This window comes from Shewanella sp. MF08487 (assembly GCF_050848685.1).
Lineage (GTDB): Bacteria > Pseudomonadota > Gammaproteobacteria > Enterobacterales > Shewanellaceae > Shewanella > Shewanella glacialipiscicola.
This window is the reverse complement of sequence record NZ_JBOZPB010000024.1, coordinates 1-16782: the sequence shown is the minus strand read 5'-3', so window position 1 is coordinate 16782 and position 16782 is coordinate 1. Positions and strand designations below refer to the sequence as shown.

Sequence of the window (16782 nt, the reverse complement as noted above, 5' to 3'; positions counted from 1 at the left end):
AACAACTAAATATAATTAGTTGTTATGAAAAAAGCAATCCGTAAAGTTACATATAAAATGAAACCATCAGTTTCTCAAGAAGAATCGCTGATGGATTTGTTTGTCCACCATCACCAGTTGTACAACTGGGCTTTACGTGATCGCATCGAAACATATCGTGATTCTAATTACAGTCTTAACTTTCACGAACAGTGCAAAATCAACACTCTGTGGCGTAATAATCGTAAAGCGCATGGCATTTTCAATGCTAATGCTCAGAGTGAGCAAGTCACATTAAAACGTGTTGCACTGGCTTTTGACGGTTTTTTTAGACGGCTCAAAAAAGGTGATAAGAAAGCTGGATTCCCACGTTTTAAACCATTTCAACGCTTTAAAGGTTGGGGCTACAAGGCTCATGGTGATGGTTGGAAGCTCAACCTGAAAGAAAAAAAGCATGGTGCTGTTTATTTGGCTGATGTTGGTATCGTTAAGATCCGAGGTAAAGCTAGAAACACAGGAGGCAAGCCGAAAACTGCCGAAATCATCCGAAAGAATGGTGAGTGGTTCATTTCAGTTTCAATGGAGTATGACACCATTGAGAGAAACTGTGGCACTAAAGCTGTTGGCTTGGATTGGGGTGTTTCTCATTACTTTTCGACTATCGATCAGGATGGTAATTTTGAGCAAGTCGAAAACCCCCGTTACCTCAGAAACAGCAAAGAGCGATTAACCTCTTTACAACGTGACCTCGCGTTAGCGAAAAAAGGCACTCGCACCCAGCGAAAATTAAAGCATCAAATTGCCAAACTCCACCAGAAAATCGCCCGTCAAAGACTCGATTTTACTCATAAAGAAACTGCAAAATTAGTTGAAGTGGCGGCATTGATCGCCACCGAAAAACTCACCGTTAAGAACATGACTCGCAGTGCCAAAGGTACTGTCGAGAAAAACGGAAAAATGGTGAAACAAAAGGCTGGTCTGAATCGGGAAATTCTGAACACCGCGCCAGCCATGACTCTTAATTTGCTGCGATACAAAGCGGAAGAAGCTAGTAGCGAATTTGTTGAGGTACCAACAAAGCAAGTTAAGCCAAGTCAAACCTGTCCAGACTGCGGAGCTAAGAAGAAGAAATCCTTAGCAGACCGCTGGCACTCATGCGAATGTGGTTGTGAGAAGCCCCGTGATGTAGCCAGTGCGCAAGTTAACTTAAACTGGGCGTTAGGTATTCAGGCTGGGAACCAGCCTAAAAAGGTAGCTTAGGCTTTCTTTTTGAAACTCCTTCAAAACGCGCAGCGTTTAGTGGGAGTTGTTCATTCTGATCTGAATGTGCTCGTTACCGCGTCTGAAAAATGTGTTGCTATTACATCAAGCAAGGTTGGTTTTGATGTGAGCAGCAGTGATCATGGCGAACTGGCTGAGCGTTTATCCGTTTGGGCAAAATCTCAAAACATTCTGTCACCAGAGGAAACTCTAGGTGTTATCTAACCGGCTAGTAAGACCGTCTTACGGACGTGTCAGCCAATCAGTGCCGGTGCTGATTGGCACAACTAACCAAAGTGGGTTTTTTCAAGCCTATTTTGCTTAGTACCACTCCATGCTTCCTCACAACAACTCCCAATTAAGCGCTGAACATCAGTATTCCAATCGCCTACGCGAAACTGGAATTTAATTGCCGAGTTGTTGTTTGGTTGTGGTGCGTCTACTAGAGCATCTAGTTTGACCATCACAATCTCCCGAAAGGGCGCTTTGATGCTGCGTTAAGCATTTTTTCCCTTGTGGGTTCTGCCCACTAAAGGGCCGTACCCGCAACTTATTTATTTGGAGTGGGTATGGCTAAAAAATATCAAACCCGCGAGAAATCGTTGGGTGAATTAGGCATTCATGAATCTGTTGATTGGAGCGCTGAACAATGTCGCGCTTTTTGGGACGGAATCATTTCTGCAAATCTGGAGTTACTGAGAGATTCGGTGACTGAAGCGGAAGACATTCTTGACTGGGTGTTTTCAGAGCAGTTTCTAGTTGCTTGTCGTTATGCTGGTTTAGATTGTGATTTAATGAGGGATGGTGTCTTAGACGTCGTTGACCCAGTTGAAATCGTCAATGCCAGAATAAAGCTCAACAACGAAACTTGGTCTAAAAAACGCACTAAGCAGCAATCGCAATTGCGAAATGGCGAAGGCGTTTGGCAGACTATTTCTTGGGGCGAATCATTGGCACTATTTTGAGTCAGTATCGCTCCAGCATATCCAATTGCATCAGTAGAATCCGAGCCATAAAACGCCAACGGAGTTTGACTGCTGCAGCTGGTGAACAAATCAATTTATTAACCCTTGGGGTGAGTTTTGTCCCCCCGGGGCAGACTCACCCTTTTTTTATGCCTAACGGGCATATTTGGAGTGAGTCATGAAATTTAATACCGCAGGTAACATCGCTGCACGTCAGGCCAAAATTGCTTCATTGCAAGGCCAAAAAGGTCTCCATCTGTCTTTAGATTTCTCGTCCTTTTCGGGCAAGAAGTCAGAGAAATCATCAAAGGTATTTGATGATCAAGGTGGGGACGTGTCAGAAGTCACAGAGAAGCCTCGTAAGTTCTTGGTTGATAAATCAGCCCTTAAATTCGTCAGTAAATATTACATGAGAGCTAAGCGACTCATGGATACTGCTGGCATTCCTGTTTGGGGTGGGTGGTTAGTCCCTGAGAGTGAGTTCGATACCTTAAAAATTCGCTTTGAAGCAATTCAGCGTGCTTTTAATGAGGAAGCAGAAGCCTTCGTGAAAGATTACGAAGAGCTGCTGGATAACCAGTGTGCGGCACATCCTGAAGCGGCAAGATTCATTCGCCGTGATGCGCCTACTGTCAGTGACGTGGAATCACGCTTCTATATGAGCATGAGCCCACCAATGTCTATCGTTATCGGTTCTATGTCCGATGATGAATCGGCTGCTGCTGATACTCACTTGGATAAAAAGCTGCTTCAAGAATTTGCGGATTTGTCAGAGGATGTGTTGAATAAGATTGGTCGCGGCGACGTGATTGGTCAAAGGGCAATTTCATTCCTTGCTGATATGGAAGCAAAGGCGGCGAACTTCAGTTTTCTTTCTGATACTTGGGTCGGACTTGCGGCATGTCTCAATGAGATGCGCAACTCGTTCCCTAAGAATGGGCAACTGGATAGCAAATCGTTAGGTTTGTTACGGCTGTTACTAACGTCATTAAGCAACAAAACCGCGCTTGAAACTCTGTTAACGTCATACGACGAACTAGGCTTGGAAGCGATGGTTGAGCCTGAAATTGTTAACGAGCCTATGGCTGAGATTGATGAAGATGTCGCTCAGTTGCTACATGCGTTACGCGGATCCACAGAAGACAGTGGTGAAACGGAAGTTACAACGGCAAAAGTGACTGAAGAAGTGGAGCACTCGGAATTAAGTGCCGAGTTAGATGCCGCTTTTGCTGCGTTTTTTAATTAATTTTTAAACCCTTGGGGGTGAGTTTTGTCCCCATGGGGCAGACTCACCCTTTTATTTTAATGCCTTACGGGCATTTCTAAAATTTTGGAGTGAGTTATGTCTATTAAAGCTAAACAAGTATCCGGTGCAACAGTATTCCCATTATGCCCAACTTTAAGCGGTAAAATGGTCGCTGTTTTTGAAGGTATGGCTAACGTGCCAAAAGTGAACCCCAAGTACAGACCAAACGAGCGTAATTTGCTCATTGCGCTGACTTGGATGTTCGGAAAGAGCCGTAACATGTCACTGGCTTGTTATGGCGAAACAGGTACGGGTAAAACGGAGTTTGTCGCGTTTCTTGCGGCTTCTCTTGGCTTATCTCTGCACCGAGTATCCGTGAGTGAAACCATGCGCCCCGAAACGCTGAAGGGCAACATTGGTATCAAAAATGGTGAAACCGTTTTTGAAGAGAGCGTGGTGGTCAAAGCGTATCGCGAAGGCGGTATTCTGTTGCTGGACGAGCTGGATAAAGGCTCATTCGACCTGCTAGCTAGTCTTCACCCAATCCTCGAGGGCAAACCTCTTGCGATTGAGAAAACTGGCGAGGTGGTAAATCCTCACCCGCTCTTTAGAGTAATTGCAACGTGTCAGACCCCAGGTATAGCCGACATGTCTGGCCGTTACGGTTCGATTTCATCCGATATGGACGAGGCGGTTAAACGTCGCTTCCTTTGGATTGGCTTTGAATATCCAGCAATTTCTGTGGATACAGATATTCTCGGTGATATGACTAAGCTGTCTTATCGTATTCGTCTTGCGATGGCGAAATTTGCCAAAACGGTACGTGATGCGATGAACACCGATGCTGTCAACGGCAATTCTCAGCACTGCATTCAATCAGCACTATCAACTCGTGTTTTAGTTGATTGGGCGGTAATGTGGGAGTTGTTGCCTGACTTCACGATGCAGGAGGTGTTTGAGATTGTGTTTACAGCCGCTTCAACTCCTGAAGAGCGTCTAGCGCTTAATGAGTTGGGCAAGCTGCATTTAGCTGAAATGTTTACGCAATCGCTAACAGCTGCGAATGCTTAATTTAACCCTTGGGGGTGAGTACGCCCCCAAGGGCTTTCTCACCCCATTTTTTTGTACCTTACGGGTGCAATTGGAGTGAGAAATGAAAAGAAATACTGAACAAGCGTCATTCTCGATGCTGTCGAATGCGTTAACTCGCAAAGGCGTTAACGTCACGATTGCTGGTGGCAGTTCTTACACCAACGGTAAAAGAATTGTCATTGGGGTTGGCCCGTGGGATCAGATGGTTTGCTCGTTACTTCACGAGTCGGCCCATCTCAATCACACCAACTTCAGTGCAATCGGAAACGTCATGCAGCAGACCAGTACAGCGTTGAAAAACGCAATCAACGTGCTTGAGGACATAAGAATCGACTTGCGCAATATCAGGGAATTTCCTGGCGCAATACAGTCTTATCAATCAAGCCGAAGAATATTGGTAGACATCATTACCAAGCGTGAGTTTACAAACTGTCTCGACGACATTTTGTATTACGTACTTCTAGTCGGAAACCTTGAAAACGGGATTACTGCGATCAAACCAGCATTAGCTGGATTTGATTGGGTAACACTGGAGCTTGATAAGTTGTGTTTGAAATACGCACAGCTTGCACAAACGGCGAAAGACACCTTAGAAGTGCGTGAGTTGGCAGAAAACCTTCTGTTAGAGCTTGCGGCAATGCAACAGGCTAATCAGCAAGAAGCTGAAGCTGAAGGTGAAGCTGAAGGTGAAGCTGAAGGTGAAGCTGAAGGTGAAGCTGAAGGTGAAGCTGAAGGTGAAGCTGAAGGTGATGCTGAAGGTGATGCTGAAGGTGATGCTGAAGGTGATGCTGAAGGTGATGCTGAAGGTGATGCTGAAGGTGACGCTGAAGGTGACGCTGAAGGTGATGCTGAAGGTGATGCTGAAGGTGACGCTGAAGGTGACGCTGAAGGTAAAAGCAACGGCAATACTAGCGGGAAGGCTCTTAGCAATAGCAAAGGGTTCAATGAAATCGATTTGGAGCAATCCTTCGAGGACTTGGACGTTGGCAAACTGTTAGAGGCTCACCGATATCAGCAAGATATGAGTAACTATTCTCGTGTTCCTGAACCAATCAAAGTCGTTCCTTACACAGTGCAGGAGTTGCTGCGTGGTAATCCAAGCAATGTTTTCCCTGCGGCAAATCTGCAGGTGAATGGCGCTGTCGCCAATGCTGTTAAGGTCATGTTCCGACAACGAAACATGAAATTATCCGGCGTGACGCAGTTTGGGGAGTTAGACGAGGATCGGTTGGTCGATGCTTTTCTGGGGAATCCTGGCGCTAAAAATATCCGTCGTGATATTGCGGCAAACCTTTCAGTTGGTGTGTTGCTTGATGCTTCAGGTTCTATGGGGTATCCGTGGGACGACACACACCGCTCTTATGTAGCAACAAAGGCGGCAATGGCAATGACACAGGCTCTTGAAAAACAGAGTGGTGTTTTGACGTCATTATCGTTGTTTGGTGATTTTTATCTGGAGCTAAAAGGTTTTGCTCTGAAGAAGACACCTTCGGTTTTGCCATATGTAGAGCTCGGCGGCACAAGTACTGGAAGTGCGATGATGGAAATGGGCAGCAAGCTCATTTTACAGTCATCGCAAAAAAAGGTGATGTTTGTGATTACCGATGGTCAACCGGACGTTCCGCAGGAAGTGGTTGGTTCTCTCGATTGGTTAGCTCAGCATGGCGTTGTGGTTTTGCCTGTCATCATTGGTCAGGTGGACGTAAGGTTTACTGGTTTTAAAGACCTTAAAGTAGCCTGTATCGACCACGTCAACGAGTTACCGAAACAGTTAATGCAGTTGCTTAAGCAACACATTTAACACTTTAAATCCCTAGAGGGGCGTACTTCCCCTCTAGGGAGAAGTGCGCCATTTAGCGCATGAATACGCAGTTTGATTGCTTCCCTGCAATCGCTCTCTCTGTGTGTTCGTCCTAGATTTCCCTCGGGGGATCTTTGATGCGTTCTCTAGTTAGTGGGTATCAAAGATCCCCTGAGTAAAGGAGCATTTATGGACGCAATACAAAAAATCCAAGCTATTCGGTCTAGCGTTAATCCGTTAGATATTTACGGCAAAATTCCGGCGCTCAGCGAAGCGCTACGCAAGAAACCATCTCAAGTACCTGATCCTCGGACGGGGAGTGGGACAACCGTGTTTCGAATTGCATCCAATGGTTCAACTTACCTCAACGGGGTTGGTTACATGGATGTGATAGATACGGTGGCATACGTACTTGATCTACCGAAGATGAAGGCCTGCGATGAAATCAGTCGTTTGGCTAATCTGAAATTAGATTCTGAGTACGTGGCATCGGGTTCTAGCAAACCTGCCGAGTACACATTACCTCCTGAAGATGTTGCAAAACGAACCGAGTCATTACGCAAGGTGTGGTCAAAATCCGTTCTCGCAATGGAAGCTGATTATGTGAAGGCTTATCTGTCTAAACGCGGTTTAGATGTATCTGACTTACCCAATACACTGCGCGGTATTAAATCGTGTCTGAACGTCAGCAATGTCGATGGGAAATTGGTGAAAAGCTGGACTCCAGCGATGTTAGGCGTTTATTTCGATAAAGAAGGCAAGCCCCTGACATTGCACCGGATCTACCTGACACCCGAAGGTAATAAGGCCAATGTGGAAGACGTAAAAAAAATTATGTCGCCACCAGGTGATATAAGAGGTGGAGCTATCCGCCTTGATTATCATCCTGGGGAACACTTGGCTGTTGCTGAAGGCATTGAGACTGCTCTGGCAGTGCGAGAGATGTCCGGTTTACCGACGTGGGCGTGTTACAGCGATAGATTGTTAGAAGCTGTTCACATTCCATCGAGTGTAAAACGAGTCAGCATTTTTGCTGATAAAGACGTTTCTGGCGCAGGTCAGGCGGCAGCGGAAAATCTCAGGAAGCGGTTAGAATCGCATGGTGTTGAGGCTCGGGTATTTTTCCCCAAGCAAGCAATACCAGCGGGTTCGAAAGGCATTGATTGGCTTGATGAATACAATCAACTATCAAAACCGACAGCGGCTTGAGTCGTAAATGAATACCTTACAAAAGGTGTTCATTTTAAAGTGGATTAATAACAGTCTACTTTGAGATGAACACCTAAATACCACACACAGCGAGGGCGAAAGCCCTCAATGGGAAGCCCTCACTCTATAAACTAATGGAGTGAATATGAGTCAAAACGGCTTTCCAAACTGCCCAACGAACTACGTTGATGAAGTGAGCTTTTTCCTTGAGTTTCAGCCGAAACCGAGCAAGAAATCTACAGGAGAAGAAATCCACATCAACGGAAAAAACTACCTGCACCCCAGCGTGAAAAAGGAGGAATCCTGTAGCGTATGGCGGTTCATTGAGACAGACGGTGAGCGAATGATCACAAGCTCTCACACCGATTGCGGTGAAGTGCTTGGATACGTTCTTAGCCGGAAGTCACCCCCCGCAGGTATCACTATCAGGGTTCCCTTTGATAGTTAATTCCAAAGCCCTGCCAACGCGGGGCCGTTACCGAGTGGCCAACTTTGATGACTACTCGGTAACGGCCTCAGTGCTAACCGAGCAACCCTTCCAACCTTGTTTAAGACCGTCGTAAATCGACTACTTTAAATACAGTTGGATTTTGCATGACTAATGTACTTGATGATTCTTGTACTGCGGTCATGTATTGGCGAAAGCCCGTCGAACCTACGTTAAGGTCTAACAATGCTTTAAGTACCGCTTAAAGCAAAAACCCTTGAGGTGTGCATAGCCTCAAGGCCTGCGCACCATTTTACTTTTTTACTAATTAATTTTTAGGAGTGAGTTATGGGCGCAGGTCATTTTTGTCTAGCAAACGCAAGTACCGTACATATCGAATTACCATTTGATGAAGCTTGGGAACCTTGGGAGTTGCACGACGAGACTCAGTGGTTTATTGAGAACGTAAAAAAGACAGTTCAGTCTCTTTTACCGAAATCATTCACTGAGCCAACATTTAATGTTCGCACTAGAGATGGAGAAATTATCGCTGAAAACGGCTTTTATAAAGTGCTGTTAACCAGCTGGTGTAGCTACATCGCTATCAGCGTACAAATCAAAGAAGCGAATTGGTCAGAACCTTGGGAATTTAATCCTTTGGCTCTTTTCCATCATGCTTCTGCAAGTACAAAACTTTTCGATGAGTTAAGTGAGCAATATGAAGTCCGAATCGCGACAAGCGCTTGGACTTCTGGTGCTTACATTCGAGAAGCCGCATAAATATAAATCAACATAGATTAACCATCCCTAGGGAATTTTGCCCTAGGGCGGATTCCCTTTAATTAACTTTATAGGTATCCGCTATGAAAAAATTCATTTGTGATGGTGAGAACTCAGCAAGGGTGATTGATGCCACTTCACTGAAAATGGCTCAAGAATCTTTTGAGTTAGCTAATTATGTTTAGTTGTTCCACAGGAGAATATTCATGTTACAACAGAACGTGCTACGATGCTCAAGTAAACTTTTTATACGAGTATCTAACATGCCATCAATCACAATTCGATTTGATGATCGTGACACTCTTCTTGCTGAATTGGAGGCCAAAGCTTCTCAGCTCGGTATTACAACTGAGCAATTGGTTCTACGTTTCGTTTCAGCAGGAATGCAGAGTGACTGTTCGCCATCGATCGCAGGAGAGTCCATTGAGGATTTCTTCGCGAGAAATGGGGTATTCAGCAAACCATAATTCAATCAAATTATTTCCTACAACTAGGTCGAGGTTCCTATGAGTAACCCTACGGCCCTAGTTGGGGTCATTCTATTTGCCTGGTTCCCTTCGGATGAACATCCTAATCGGCCAGGCCCCAAATTCCGTCCTGTTTTAGTTGTTGATGCAGACCCGTCTGGTACACAGTTGCGCTTGGCTTACGGCACAAGTCAACGAGTGGACGAAAACCACCGGGGAGAGCTCACTTTTAGAAGTCACGAGATGGAAAAATTAGACAAAGATACAAAATTTTGCCTCGGAAGAACTCGCTGGGTTCCTGTGACACCGGAATACTTTGTCAAAGATGGCAAACAAGTGATCATCGGCACCATACCTAAAAATCGCGTTAGAGACCTCTATTTGCGAGTACAGGAAGTGCTGTAACCTTAACGAATTTGATTTTTAAACCCTTGGGGGTGAGTTTTGTCCCCATGGGGCAGACTCACCCTTTTATTTTAATGCCTTACGGGCATTTCTAAAATTTTGGAGTGAGTCATGCAATTACAGAAAATCAGTTTCAAAGAAGCAAAACAACTTGTGGCTTTGACGGCACCACATTTGGACGTATTGATAAACCAAAAGCGTCAAACAATCGTGCTGTTTTACAAGGGGATGGAAGACATCCTTTATGTAAAAGGGTCTCAAGTCATCGTTGTAGATGATATAGAAAACCTGACAGGTTTTGGATTAGTTAATTCAATCCAGAACCTGAACAACATCATAATGAGAGCAGACTTTGATGATTACATATCCCTTATGAATTGGGCATCTTCGGAGCATCTTCAAGATGCAGAGAAGGTGGTCAATCAAGACAGGATATTGGAGTTTCATCAGAATGCCTCCCGCACTGCATTATTAGCCGCTTCGATTTATGAAAATCTTAAATTGATTCAAGCCGAAATGCGTAAATTCGAAACAACAATGGTTTGACACCTTTCAAGCGAGCCCAGCGCCGCTTAGTGAAAGAGCCTTTGTAGTCGATATTTAACCCCCAAGGGTACACAAGTGCCTTTGGGCTGCGTGTACCTTTAATCAGTAGTGAGGACACGCTATGAGTAAATTAGAAGGTGGCAGTAAAAGCGAGATTATAGATCGTCGAGAGCAGCGTTTTTTTGCGATTCTCGATGCTTCTTTTTTAATAACTGGGCTTTTTGGATATGTACTGCTTTTTAATGCAACCAAAGAGGATTTAATCGTTTTAATTGGGGTCGTTAATTCGTATGTGCTATTGAATCAGCTTGTTAAGGCAAGTTTCAACTTCAATTACATCCTCAAAGTGGCAGTTATATCTATCGTCTTTAGCGCGATATACCGCTTTTTAGCTTCACTAGCAATTTAACCTAGACAGTTAATGCTGCCATTGCAGGTTAACATCAAAATTTAACCCTTGGGGTGAGTAATGTCCCCTAGGGCCATAGCTCACCCTTTTTTGTTTTATGCCTTACGGGCATTTATGGAGTGAGTCACATGGCAACAATCATTAATACTAAAATTGGAGATTCCAAAGGCCGCGCTCGCGTGTGGGTCGAGGGTTCCAAGCTATCACGAGAAGGGTGGGATGCAGGTCGAAATTACACTATTCACGCAAACGGAAATGAAATCCGCTTAGCGGCAGATGAACAGGGTAAGTACACCGTAAGCCGTCGCAGTAAAAACGGTAATATCACACCCATTATCGATTTAACCTGTAAAGCGATTACAGAGGTTTTTGAAGGCATTAGCAAACTCAGAGTGTTGATTAAAGCAGGGGTAATCATTATCTCAGCGCATCATCAATCTGAGCGGGTTAAGAGTCGGGAATCACGATTAATGTCACGCCTGCAAAATGGTGAGTCATTGAAAGTGGCCTCGTTATTCCATGGCGGTGGCGTGTTAGATAAGGCTGTCCATCATGGATTAGAGTCGGCGGGGATCTCCAGCAAAATAGCTGTCGCTGTTGAGCTAGAGTCCCAGTACCTCGATTCGAGCCTGACCAACAATCCAGAGTTGTGGGATAGCAGTTCTATTGTGATTGAGTCTCCGGTTCAAGATGTGAACTTGCAGCAATGCAATATGGAGGTCGATGTGCTAGTAGGAGGTATCCCTTGCGTCGGCGCATCAAAAAGCGGTCGAAGTAAACTGAAGCTCCAGTTCGCAGAATCTCACGATTCGGCAGGCGCTTTGTTCTTCTCGTTTCTTCAGTTCGCGCAAGTGTTAAATCCGGCGATTATCTTGATAGAAAATGTGGTCGAATACGCCAATACTTCATCAATGACAGTCATCAGGTCTGTGCTGGGTTCGTTGGGGTACAACCTCCACGAAACCACATTAGATGGTGGCCGCTGGGTTTTAGAACGTCGTAAACGCTTAGCCGTTGTCGCTGTGTCGTCGGGAATTGATATGTCAGAGTTTGACATCTATTCACTTATGCCTTCTCGCTTTCCAGAGCCCAATCTAGGGCATATTTTGGATGCGGTGCCGGACGACAGCGACAGGTACAAGCCGTTTGATTATCTGGCGGCGAAGGAAGAGCGCGATAAAGCGGCAGGTAAGGGGTTTGCTCGTCAGTTATTGACAGCAGATTCCGATGGCTGTGGTGTGATAGGCAAGGACTACGCGAAATGCCGTAGCACTGAGCCATTCATCATCAATCCCGTTGACTCCGCGTTATCAAGATTGTTCACACCGGTTGAGCATTGCCGCGTGAAGGGGATCCCCGTTGAAGTCATTCAGGGATTGTCTGACACACTGGCGCATCAAATCCTTGGGCAATCGGTGATATACCCTGCTTTTAAAGACTTGATGCAATCAGTAGGAACAACGCTTTTAACCAATACCGTTAATACTGCAGTTGCAGCTTAACATCAAAATTTAACCCTTGGGGGTGAGTTTGCCCCTCCGGGCCATAACTCCCCCTTTTTTTGTTTATGCCTTACGGGCATTTTTTAAATTTGGAGTGAGATATGGAAAATTTAGTAGTAGGTGCCTGGGAAACAAGCACTAAAAAAATCGTGGCCTATGCCACTTTACAGGGGATTGAAATTGACCGTCGCCCTAAGCTCTATGTTTATCACATTGGTTTATATGAGATAAAACAATCAGGCGACGTGAGACTTGCAGCTGTTGAGACCGTGAAACTCGAAGGGAACCTACTTCCGTTTGAGATTCAGGATGAACTAGAACTCATGAATTTGTGCTTCTGGGGCTTCCGTGTTGCGAAAGCAAAACCAACGTCATTGAAGTCAATTAGCCGTGATGACATCGGGCTTATTGAGTTCTGCTATGCAATGTCTTCGAAACCTCAAGCCATTCCATTGCCACTCACTGAAGAAGTTAGCTGGAACGGGATTGTGAGCTTCGGTCAAAACGCAGGGAGATTAGCACATGTTTAATAACTCTCATGCAAACAAGAAAACGTCATTGTTAAACATTAACGAACTGAATGAGTCGTTAAAAAGTATCGATGGCGACCTGTATTGGTTCAGAAAAACAGGTCAGAAATATATCTCAAGTAAGGAGATTGCTCAGAAACGATGGTTACGCCGACTCATTAAGAAGCGTATCCAAAAGGGCAGAGCAAAACCGGAGTTAAGTATGTATGGGTCTACGATGGTCAGAGATTTCTGGCCGTTCGGCGGCTCATTAAACTTTGAGTCCTCACTTAAGAGTGGATGGGAGCGGAAGTATTGCGACGAGTACCAAGGATTATGGGTTAACCCTCAATCTCTCATGTTATGCACTTACACCGAAGGGGACGTGGTTTACGTCAACGCCCCTGACGAGCTTACGTACCAATCGGAATACAACCGGCACATCTGTTTCATCAACGATCTTTAGTCACGATTAATAACTATCGGGTAAGACCTTACCCGACGGGTGTGGCTTACTTTAAAAGGAGCAAGTCATGCTTATATCAATTGAGTCAGATAATAACTCCACTCTTCTTTTGCAGCTTGAAGTTAAAGGTATTTCTGTTTTTACTGAATGCCGAAGCGGTTACTGCGGGGCTTGCAGCACCAAATTAGTTAATGGAGTTGTAAGCTATAAAGAAGAGCCAGTTAGCGTCAAAGCCGGTCATGTGCTTGTGTGTTGTGCAATAGCACATACTGACGTGACCTTAGAAGTTTAATTTCTATTACCCCTTGGGTGAGCAATCACCCTTGTGGGTTGCTCACTCTTAATCCATTCGGAGTGAGTTATGCAAGTAGATAAAGTTATTCGATTAACAGAGGAAGACGAAGGTGGTATGGGGATTGTTCGAATGTGCAATTATAACATCGTCAGTAGTCCTTCTCGCCGTCAAGTGCTTACTAAGCGATTTATGCGTAAAAAGCCAGTTACGATCCAAAACCTCGACAATGGGTTCTGGATCCTGCGCTATGCAATGGGTAATTCGGGAAATCTTTCACTAACGAAGAATCAGATAGCGATAGATTACGACGGGATTCAGCAGTTGGGATTAAAGCTGCATACTAATCCTGTCAATTTAAAGGTGACTGATTCGACGCAGTTAGAGATTTTCAAACATTTTTGGGATCATCAAGACTTAAACATTCGTATTTCTATGCGAATGGGCGCAATAGGTCTTGTTCTTGGCACCATAGGTTTTGCAATCTCGATAATCTCGATTTTTTAACTTAACAATGTAAAACGGTTACGCCGTTACAAAGACCCTAGGGTGAAACGACCCTAGGGCGTTCACCCATTTAAATTTTGGAGTGAGCACCATGAATTACGAATCAGAAATTAATACTGTTTTCGCTTCTATGACATCTGAATCGAATCGATTAAACCTGCCGATTGTCTATAAAGATGATTTAAAGGTCGATCTCGAAACGCTTACAAGGTTTGCTGACAAAGGTATCAAGCAGTTCTTGTGGCAGCTGCGCGAAGGCGGTTCGGTGTTAATCCCTGTGGGACTTGGCGTAAACCCTGTATATGTGAGCTTTTGGCACAATGCAGGTTACCCCACAAGCCCTTATTTAATCTCAATTGATGACGGGAAATCATCGATAGAACCGATCTCAATTGAAAAAATGCTTAATATTGTTCACCGGAAACCGCACGGTCAGTTGGAGGATATTATTAAGCGTGGATGCGATTTAAATATCTGGGGACTATGGAACACTCCCAGTTTTGAATCGTTTTCAGTGGCAGGTTGGCTCGATTATTTTCAGTATGCAGGCAATAAACTGATGGTGGATTTAATCAAGCAAGATCTGCACTAAAGTGTAAAACGACGTTGGAATGCTACGGCATCCCTTCGTCGTTTTTTTTTGGATTTTTTGGCTAGTTAATTTGAATAAACGGTCTTTAACGCGGCTCTTGCCATCGAAAACCAACCCGCAAAGGCGCTGGTGGCGGGTGACATTTTAAATGCACGATTGACCTTGAATAAGCGATTAAACGCGAGGCCTGCGCCGACTTCTGCCAACGACAAACTGCAGCGGTGGAATCGGTGGAGCACATCTTCTACTTCATCCACTGAAATAACCCCCGTTAACAGCAGATTGCTATTATCACTGTACACGGCGGCAAACCCTTCCAGTTCCGCATTGTGCGCAACGTGATATTGCTCAGGCTTGCTCATGGCATCAATGTTAGCTGTAGTGAACTCTTCCCCTTTGGAAATGGCTTTGACGCGGAATTCCCCAGCTTTATCCGATTTATACAACCGGTTGTAGCCTCGAGCAGTGAGTATTGGGTATGGCTCTGCAATGCCTGGTATTGAGACTAAGGCCAAGTCTGAATGGTGAGGGTGCAGGTTAATCTCTTCGTCAAATAGGAGCTTAATCAGTTGCTTTAAATGCTCTTTGTTGACCTGTTCTGGCGCGAGACCAATCAATCTTAAATGAACCTCCAAGAACACCAAACGACTCGGCGCACTGTTGCAGCCTAACTCCACTGCCAATTCGGAAAATAGTGGGTGAATCGTAATGCGCGACATGCATACCTCAAGATGTAAATTTGTTATGTGAACTTTATCTCACAGAAAATTTTTTTCGCAAATTTAGAAGCACTGACCAAGTTTTAACAAAAAATATCTACCCAATTTTTTGTTATCCTGTATTATTCTCGTTATTGGGTAGATATTTTTTTGATGCACGTCACCAAGTTTGTAAAAATAATATTATAACCAACTGATTTAACAAGATAATGCAGCAAAATTTGCCACGTTTTAGAACTGTGATGAAATGATTCTGGTCGTAAACTTTAACAAACAAGGAATTACTAGATGAAAACTCAACACAAATTAACAACCGTAGCATTATCTGTTTTAGCTCTGTCTGCTTGCAGCTCAAACCCTGTTTCTGATTATGTCGAAGCACAACAAGAGCTAGTAGAACAAAAAAATGAACAAATGAACGACGCTATTGAAGAGGCGCCTGAATGGTTCTTAAACCCTCCTGCTTCGAATGGTGATGGCGTTTACGCGACGGCAATGGGCCGTGCTGATAACTTGATGGCCGCTCGCAATATTGCGAACTTAAATGCGGAATACGCGATTGCTAAGACAGTATCGCAGGAAGTTTCTGGTCGTGAGCGTCAAAACACTGAAGTGCGCAATGGTCGCACTAATCAGTTGAATGATGAAACAATTGTTAAGCTAGTAAATCGTGCAAAAGTCGTTGGCTATAACCACGTTAACACCCAAGTTCGCGTCGATAACGGGCTGTACGTAGTGTATATGCTGTTACACCTGCCTTACGACAAGCTGGAGCGTATGATTGAACTAAACGAGCGCAGCTTTGACGAGCGCTCGCAAAAGGCCTATTCAGAAGTTGAAGCGTTAGTGAAACCTTCTCCGACTGTGGGAAATGTGACAGCTGCGGAAGTTGTGACCCAATGAGATATGCTGCTCATGTGGGCCTAGGAGTGGGTTGTTGGGGCGTTTACGCTGCTATCGTCAACTCCTATGCCCCTGAGACAGTAATCGGTGTTGTAGATGCGTGTTTGATGTTACCCGTGGTGGCGATAGCGTCGTTATTACCTGACATAGATCATCCTGAGTCGAAATTGGGAAGAAGGATTAAACCAATATCAACGATTCTTTCGCTCTTCTCACATCGTGGTATCACTCACTCATTGTGGGCTGTTGGGCTAATGGTCTGGCTTTTAGCCAGCCATCAAGCTGACTCTATCGCATCGCAAGCCCTAGTCATTGGCTATTTAAGTCATTTGCTTGGGGACGCGGTGACTCCGGCCGGAATTAGACCATTTTGGCCATTGGGTAGAGCGCAACGAATTGGGCTAAATCATGCAGTAGTAGCAAGTGTTGGTATTATTTTATTTTTAAGATGGATGTATTGAAGATGGGAAGTTCTGGTGCGCAAAACGTAGTGATGATGTTTAGAGCTCGCGAAGAGAAAACTCTCAGAGATTCAAGACTTTCTGAGATTGTTGATTCTGCGACGCCAAAAGATGTCAATGTAGTGGCATAGTGAATTTGGCCACCTAATAAGAAATGTTATGATCTCATTCATAGCGAATTTAGGTGACAAAATGAATAAAAGTAAACGTGCTCGATATAGCGCAGCGATTAAACTCGAAACTGC

General features: G+C 44.6%; 21 protein-coding genes. 20 read left to right on the top strand and 1 reads right to left on the bottom strand.

All coding sequences use genetic code 11. The features are described from left to right. Positions 1-24 precede the first annotated feature (24 nt). The 17 genes from ACRN9H_RS15485 to ACRN9H_RS15405 all read left to right on the top strand — a co-directional run bounded on the left by ACRN9H_RS15485 (position 25) and on the right by ACRN9H_RS15405 (position 14454). Positions 25-1239: an RNA-guided endonuclease InsQ/TnpB family protein gene (locus ACRN9H_RS15485; protein WP_014610911.1), complete on the top strand. Its 1215-nt coding sequence runs from the start codon at positions 25-27 to the stop codon at positions 1237-1239. A gap of 9 nt (positions 1240-1248) precedes the next feature. Then, entirely contained in the window at positions 1249-1464 is a 216-nt protein-coding gene (locus ACRN9H_RS15480) for a hypothetical protein (protein WP_259216101.1), read from the top strand. 344 nt (positions 1465-1808) lie between these two features. Further along, positions 1809-2204 (top strand): hypothetical protein, encoded by a 396-nt coding sequence (locus ACRN9H_RS15475; protein WP_259216100.1) that lies wholly within the window; start codon positions 1809-1811, stop codon positions 2202-2204. 178 nt (positions 2205-2382) lie between these two features. Continuing rightward, positions 2383-3450 (top strand): DUF3150 domain-containing protein, encoded by a 1068-nt coding sequence (locus ACRN9H_RS15470; RefSeq protein WP_259216099.1) that lies wholly within the window; start codon positions 2383-2385, stop codon positions 3448-3450. Positions 3451-3546: 96 nt separating this feature from the next. Beyond that, positions 3547-4521, top strand: a complete 975-nt coding sequence (locus tag ACRN9H_RS15465) for an AAA family ATPase (RefSeq protein ID WP_011711538.1) — start codon at positions 3547-3549, stop codon at positions 4519-4521. A gap of 82 nt (positions 4522-4603) precedes the next feature. Then, positions 4604-6343, top strand: a complete 1740-nt coding sequence (locus tag ACRN9H_RS15460) for a hypothetical protein (RefSeq protein WP_432314959.1) — start codon at positions 4604-4606, stop codon at positions 6341-6343. A 189-nt stretch (positions 6344-6532) separates the two neighbouring features. Further along, positions 6533-7552 (top strand): toprim domain-containing protein, encoded by a 1020-nt coding sequence (locus ACRN9H_RS15455; protein WP_224022287.1) that lies wholly within the window; start codon positions 6533-6535, stop codon positions 7550-7552. Between the two features lie 145 nt (positions 7553-7697). Continuing rightward, complete coding sequence (locus ACRN9H_RS15450; RefSeq protein ID WP_140907539.1) at positions 7698-8000, top strand: hypothetical protein; 303 nt, start codon at positions 7698-7700, stop codon at positions 7998-8000. A gap of 327 nt (positions 8001-8327) precedes the next feature. Continuing rightward, positions 8328-8759: a hypothetical protein gene (locus ACRN9H_RS15445; protein ID WP_088212894.1), complete on the top strand. Its 432-nt coding sequence runs from the start codon at positions 8328-8330 to the stop codon at positions 8757-8759. Between the two features lie 506 nt (positions 8760-9265). After that, positions 9266-9631, top strand: a complete 366-nt coding sequence (locus ACRN9H_RS15440) for a hypothetical protein (protein WP_011711534.1) — start codon at positions 9266-9268, stop codon at positions 9629-9631. A gap of 111 nt (positions 9632-9742) precedes the next feature. Next, a complete protein-coding gene (locus tag ACRN9H_RS15435) occupies positions 9743-10177 on the top strand; it encodes a hypothetical protein (protein ID WP_011711533.1) in 435 nt (144 codons plus the stop codon). A 121-nt stretch (positions 10178-10298) separates the two neighbouring features. Further along, on the top strand, positions 10299-10586 hold the full coding sequence (locus ACRN9H_RS15430) for a hypothetical protein (RefSeq protein WP_140907540.1): 288 nt from the start codon (positions 10299-10301) through the stop codon (positions 10584-10586). A 128-nt stretch (positions 10587-10714) separates the two neighbouring features. Further along, complete coding sequence (locus tag ACRN9H_RS15425; RefSeq protein ID WP_432314956.1) at positions 10715-12088, top strand: DNA cytosine methyltransferase; 1374 nt, start codon at positions 10715-10717, stop codon at positions 12086-12088. Between the two features lie 101 nt (positions 12089-12189). Further along, the gene (locus tag ACRN9H_RS15420; RefSeq protein ID WP_432314954.1) at positions 12190-12618 is read left to right on the top strand and encodes a hypothetical protein; all 429 of its coding nucleotides are present in this window, start codon (positions 12190-12192) and stop codon (positions 12616-12618) included. 512 nt (positions 12619-13130) lie between these two features. Next, positions 13131-13355: a 2Fe-2S iron-sulfur cluster-binding protein gene (locus ACRN9H_RS15415; RefSeq protein ID WP_037429954.1), complete on the top strand. Its 225-nt coding sequence runs from the start codon at positions 13131-13133 to the stop codon at positions 13353-13355. Between the two features lie 69 nt (positions 13356-13424). Beyond that, positions 13425-13862, top strand: coding sequence for a hypothetical protein (locus tag ACRN9H_RS15410; RefSeq protein WP_037429953.1), 438 nt, complete (start codon positions 13425-13427; stop codon positions 13860-13862). A 91-nt stretch (positions 13863-13953) separates the two neighbouring features. Beyond that, positions 13954-14454 carry a hypothetical protein gene (locus ACRN9H_RS15405; RefSeq protein WP_226060185.1) on the top strand — a complete coding sequence of 167 codons (501 nt, stop codon included), beginning with the start codon at positions 13954-13956 and terminating at the stop codon, positions 14452-14454. Positions 14455-14519: 65 nt separating this feature from the next. On the opposite strand, the gene ACRN9H_RS15400 is transcribed toward ACRN9H_RS15405, so the two are convergent. Then, the gene (locus ACRN9H_RS15400) at positions 14520-15173 is read right to left on the bottom strand and encodes a hypothetical protein (protein ID WP_432314953.1); all 654 of its coding nucleotides are present in this window, start codon (positions 15171-15173) and stop codon (positions 14520-14522) included. Positions 15174-15461: 288 nt separating this feature from the next. Between ACRN9H_RS15400 and ACRN9H_RS15395 the strand changes: the two genes are divergently transcribed. From ACRN9H_RS15395 to ACRN9H_RS15385, 3 genes are read left to right on the top strand one after another with little or no spacing between them, the layout of a single operon-like run. Then, entirely contained in the window at positions 15462-16076 is a 615-nt protein-coding gene (locus tag ACRN9H_RS15395; protein ID WP_259216092.1) for a hypothetical protein, read from the top strand. After that, positions 16073-16537, top strand: coding sequence for a metal-dependent hydrolase (locus ACRN9H_RS15390; protein ID WP_037429945.1), 465 nt, complete (start codon positions 16073-16075; stop codon positions 16535-16537). Before ACRN9H_RS15395 ends, ACRN9H_RS15390 begins: the two co-directional genes overlap by 4 nt. Positions 16538-16539: 2 nt before the next feature. Continuing rightward, on the top strand, positions 16540-16668 hold the full coding sequence (locus tag ACRN9H_RS15385) for a hypothetical protein (protein ID WP_432314951.1): 129 nt from the start codon (positions 16540-16542) through the stop codon (positions 16666-16668). Positions 16669-16782 lie beyond the last annotated feature (114 nt).

Coding starts and splice junctions, on each gene's coding strand:
- ACRN9H_RS15485 (WP_014610911.1), top strand. CDS start 25: ATGAAAAAAGCAATCCGTAAAGTTACATATAAAATGAAACCATCAGTT.
- ACRN9H_RS15475 (WP_259216100.1), top strand. CDS start 1,809: ATGGCTAAAAAATATCAAACCCGCGAGAAATCGTTGGGTGAATTAGGC.
- ACRN9H_RS15470 (WP_259216099.1), top strand. CDS start 2,383: ATGAAATTTAATACCGCAGGTAACATCGCTGCACGTCAGGCCAAAATT.
- ACRN9H_RS15465 (WP_011711538.1), top strand. CDS start 3,547: ATGTCTATTAAAGCTAAACAAGTATCCGGTGCAACAGTATTCCCATTA.
- ACRN9H_RS15460 (WP_432314959.1), top strand. CDS start 4,604: ATGAAAAGAAATACTGAACAAGCGTCATTCTCGATGCTGTCGAATGCG.
- ACRN9H_RS15455 (WP_224022287.1), top strand. CDS start 6,533: ATGGACGCAATACAAAAAATCCAAGCTATTCGGTCTAGCGTTAATCCG.
- ACRN9H_RS15450 (WP_140907539.1), top strand. CDS start 7,698: ATGAGTCAAAACGGCTTTCCAAACTGCCCAACGAACTACGTTGATGAA.
- ACRN9H_RS15445 (WP_088212894.1), top strand. CDS start 8,328: ATGGGCGCAGGTCATTTTTGTCTAGCAAACGCAAGTACCGTACATATC.
- ACRN9H_RS15440 (WP_011711534.1), top strand. CDS start 9,266: ATGAGTAACCCTACGGCCCTAGTTGGGGTCATTCTATTTGCCTGGTTC.
- ACRN9H_RS15435 (WP_011711533.1), top strand. CDS start 9,743: ATGCAATTACAGAAAATCAGTTTCAAAGAAGCAAAACAACTTGTGGCT.
- ACRN9H_RS15430 (WP_140907540.1), top strand. CDS start 10,299: ATGAGTAAATTAGAAGGTGGCAGTAAAAGCGAGATTATAGATCGTCGA.
- ACRN9H_RS15425 (WP_432314956.1), top strand. CDS start 10,715: ATGGCAACAATCATTAATACTAAAATTGGAGATTCCAAAGGCCGCGCT.
- ACRN9H_RS15420 (WP_432314954.1), top strand. CDS start 12,190: ATGGAAAATTTAGTAGTAGGTGCCTGGGAAACAAGCACTAAAAAAATC.
- ACRN9H_RS15415 (WP_037429954.1), top strand. CDS start 13,131: ATGCTTATATCAATTGAGTCAGATAATAACTCCACTCTTCTTTTGCAG.
- ACRN9H_RS15410 (WP_037429953.1), top strand. CDS start 13,425: ATGCAAGTAGATAAAGTTATTCGATTAACAGAGGAAGACGAAGGTGGT.
- ACRN9H_RS15405 (WP_226060185.1), top strand. CDS start 13,954: ATGAATTACGAATCAGAAATTAATACTGTTTTCGCTTCTATGACATCT.
- ACRN9H_RS15400 (WP_432314953.1), bottom strand. CDS start 15,173: ATGTCGCGCATTACGATTCACCCACTATTTTCCGAATTGGCAGTGGAG.
- ACRN9H_RS15395 (WP_259216092.1), top strand. CDS start 15,462: ATGAAAACTCAACACAAATTAACAACCGTAGCATTATCTGTTTTAGCT.
- ACRN9H_RS15390 (WP_037429945.1), top strand. CDS start 16,073: ATGAGATATGCTGCTCATGTGGGCCTAGGAGTGGGTTGTTGGGGCGTT.
- ACRN9H_RS15385 (WP_432314951.1), top strand. CDS start 16,540: ATGGGAAGTTCTGGTGCGCAAAACGTAGTGATGATGTTTAGAGCTCGC.